The organism is Xanthovirga aplysinae (assembly GCF_009711365.1).
In the GTDB taxonomy this organism is placed as follows: domain Bacteria; phylum Bacteroidota; class Bacteroidia; order Cytophagales; family Cyclobacteriaceae; genus Xanthovirga; species Xanthovirga aplysinae.
In genome coordinates this window covers 1-3722 of the sequence record NZ_SMMB01000756.1, presented here as the reverse complement: position 1 = coordinate 3722, position 3722 = coordinate 1, and the positions used below count along the sequence as shown (strand labels likewise).

The following is a 3722-nucleotide window of genomic DNA, read 5'->3' as shown; positions in this document are numbered from 1 at the left end:
TTTTTATTTCTTTCTGAACCCTTCCCCCTATTTTCCCATCCACCTCAAATAATTAGCATTTGAATAAGCGATTTTATTCATTTCTTAAAAAAACTGCCGGGTTTACTTTTGAAACCTTTACCGAGTAGAATCCAATTACGGATAGGGAAACCACCAAAACCACTACGAAAGGGACCACAAAGAATAAAGGACTTATACCTACTTGAAAAGAGTAACTTTCAAGCCAGCTATCAATAAAGAAATAGGCAATTGGAATAGCTAAAACCATAGAAGTGAATAAAATGACCAAAAGTGATTTATGAATAGATACCCAAATACTTATCAGGGAGGCTCCAAAAATCTTCCTAACCGAAATTTCCTTTAGACTTCTTTTTGTTGCAAAGGCAAGCAATCCAAAAAGACCGAAGCTGGCAATTAGTAGCAACAGTACAGATGAAGTGGTCAAGACTGTAAAAAATTTATATTCTCCCCTATACTGTTCATTGTAAAAATCTTCCAAAAAGAAATATTTTAAGGGATTTTTGGGGTATACAAACTCCCAAGATGCCTGCATGTCAGCAATTGCTCTATTGGTTTCCTTTCCATTGATTTTTAAGGAATAATAACCGGGTGCATTATAAAGAAAAAGAACATAGGGAGCAGGATCATTCTTGAGTGATTCTTGTTTGAAATCAGCCACTACTCCGATAATCACTTTTTCCACATCTCCTAATCCCATCATTTGTAACCTTTGACCAATAGCCTCTTCAGGGTTCTTAAATTCAAGTTTCTTAATAGCTGTTTCATTCAAGATCACAGCCTCATTAGGGTCATTTCCAAAAGCTTTAGAAAAACCACGCCCACTTAATAATTTAATTCCATATTGCTCCAAAAAATCATAATCAACTCCATTGTAAAAAACTGATAAATCCTTCCCTCCCTCGTAGTTCAATCTTTTTAAATCTCCACCCCAACTATGTGGTTTACCTGGAATTACATAGGATGCAGTCATGCTTTGAATATGAGTACTTTTTAAGAGTTCATTTTTAAAGGTGCTGACACTTTCTGTATAGCTTTGCCCCTTCCTAACTACTCTTGGTGCCTGGATCACAACAACATTTTCCATATTAAAACCCAATTCACTATTTTTCATGTAATGTATTTGCTGGAGAACGGCAAACATAAAAGAGCAGAGTATAAAAGTGATGGTAAATTGTATCGTCACCAAGGTATTACGAAAGGGCTTTCCTTTCATAGATTGAATCCTTCCTTGCAAAGCACTAATTAACTTAAAGGAAGATAAAACCAAGGCCGGGTAAATACCAGAGGAAATCACACCCAATAGAAAAATCCCAATAATAGCACCTTTGTAAGCCCAACCATAAAAGGTAGAAAAATCTGTTAAAAAGGAAGGAAGAGGATCCTCCAGCAAGAAATCTGAAATCATCTTTAGGGAAAGCTCAGAAATTCCTACCGCCAATATCGTAGCTAGAAAATTAATGGTTGCAGCCTCCCCTAAAAATTGATAAATCAATTGTTTTTTTGCTGAACCTAGAACTTTACGAATTCCCACTTCCCGTGCCCTGTCGGCTGAAAGAGCTGTTGAAAGCAGCACATAATTCATCCATGAAATTAATAAAACGATGATAGCACTGATCAGTAAATATCTAACGTTCTGTCCACTGGCATTTATAGACAATTCCTGGATTCTATTAGATTTAAGGTGAATATCCTTCAAAGGTTGTAAAGCCAGACGCACTTTGGTCCCCCCCTCATCTTCTGTTTGATGTTTTCTCAATAAATCATCTAAATGCTGTGCAGTAATAGTTCGATTCGCACCTGGATTTAATTTTATGTAAGTAGTAAAATCAAGAAAATTCCAACTTGTCGTACACCACTCTCCACTACCCAGGGATTGGTAAGAAATTAAAAAATCAAATTGCATATGAGAGTTTAGTGGAGGATTTTCAACTACACCCGTCACCACCAAATCCTTGGTCCCTCCTCTATCATATACAGTTAAAGTTTTACCAATTGCATCTTCCCCTTTAAAAAACTTTTCTGCTGCTCGTTCACTAATAACCACACTATTAAGTTCATTAAGAACCAATCCCGGATTTCCATGGGTTAGTTTAAAATCAAAAAATTCAAAAAAAGACGGGTCAACATAATAGGTTTTTGGTTCTAGTGATTTTACGATTTCCCCATCCGGCTCTTCGTAAGTAAAGATTACAGGGCCATATATAGATTCCGTATATAATCTAACGTAATCCGAAACTTCACTAAATTCTTCCAATAAAGTTGGCCCCACAACTGGGTAAGTGATGGCATATTCAAACTGCAATTCATTCCCATTGTACTGATCCGTGATTACACGATAAATATCCTTTCGGGATTTATGAAAATCATCGTAACTATACTCATAAAATGCATAATTCAAGATGAGGAATAATATAGAAGAGCCCAACATTAGACCCAAAATGTTCACAAAAAAGAATAATCTATTTTTCCGGATATTGCGTAGTGTTAGTTTTAATAAAATCATTTGGCGGTTATTAAAGTCAGGACTCTATTTTCAATTCCATACAATTAATGCTTTATGGTGGCATTTATATGGAAGACAATCGAAAAACATTTTACCCTTACTGCCTTTTACCTAAACCCTAAATAATCTTTATTATTGGAATAGTTTGATCTTTGTTTAAACCTTAATAAGTTTGATTTTTGACAAATGATAATGCTTGAATAATGTTGGATTCCTGATTAAGCATGATTCTTGGGATTAGATAATCATTGCCTCCGATCAAGATAATCCATGAATTTTAAGGATTAAGATTCAGACAAATTTTCCCCAATCAAATAAAACATAAGACATTTTTTATGCAACCCACAGCTCTATTCATTTTTATTGGCCTCATAGGAGTTCCTGTAAGCCTATTTTACTTTTTTAAAATTCGAAAAAACTGGAAGTCACCTTCAGGAAATTTCCCTCCACAATGGCGTAAAATTCTATCTGAAAAAGTCGCCTTCTACAACAGCCTCAATGAAAAGGAAAAAGTACATTTCGAATATAAGGTAGAAGAGTTTCTACTTAACCATCGCATTACAGGGGTAAGCATGACCATTGACAAAACAGATAAATTATTGGTATCAGCTAGTGCTGTCATTCCCATATTTAAGTTCCCAGATTGGCGCTATGACAACCTGTTTGAGGTGCTTATTTATCCCGATCATTTCAATGCAAATTTTTCTACCGAAGGAAAAGACCGGAACATTTTAGGAATGGTCGGCACAGGCTATATGGAAGGCAAAATGATTCTTTCGCAAAAAGCTTTGCATCATGGTTTTGCCAATGAAAATGATAAGAAAAACACTGCTATCCATGAATTTGTACATCTTGTGGATAAAATGGATGGACGTGTAGATGGCATCCCTGAAATACTGCTTGAAAAACAATATACCATTCCCTGGCTTGATCTCATGAACAAAAAAATTGGAGAAATCTATGCTGAAAAATCTGATATCAATCCTTATGGGGCAACCAATCAAGCAGAGTTTTTCGCAGTGTCCAGTGAGTACTTCTTTGAGCACCCCAAGGCACTTCAAAGAAAGCACCCCAAGTTATATGCACTCCTTGAAGAGATTTTCGAGCATGATATGACTGAGCGTGAACAAGAACTAAAGAACACGAAAATCAGTAGAAATGCTCCTTGTTTATGTGGGAGTGGAAAAAAGTATAAACA

The 3722-nt window shown here is 35.8% G+C and carries 2 protein-coding genes; one reads left to right on the top strand and one right to left on the bottom strand.

Annotated elements, in window-relative coordinates:
• Positions 1 to 73: 73 nt before the first annotated feature.
• Positions 74 to 2524, bottom strand: a complete 2451-nt coding sequence (locus tag E1171_RS05185; protein ID WP_155204764.1) for an ABC transporter permease — start codon at positions 2522 to 2524, stop codon at positions 74 to 76.
• A 335-nt stretch (positions 2525 to 2859) separates the two neighbouring features.
• On the opposite strand from E1171_RS05185, the gene E1171_RS05180 reads away from it, so the two are divergent.
• On the top strand, positions 2860 to 3722 hold an 863-nt coding region (locus tag E1171_RS05180; RefSeq protein WP_155204762.1), incomplete at its 3' end, for a zinc-dependent peptidase.

What these genes read in the sequence shown, in the direction of transcription:
- E1171_RS05185 (WP_155204764.1), bottom strand. Translation starts at nt 2,524, where the DNA reads ATGATTTTATTAAAACTAACACTACGCAATATCCGGAAAAATAGATTA.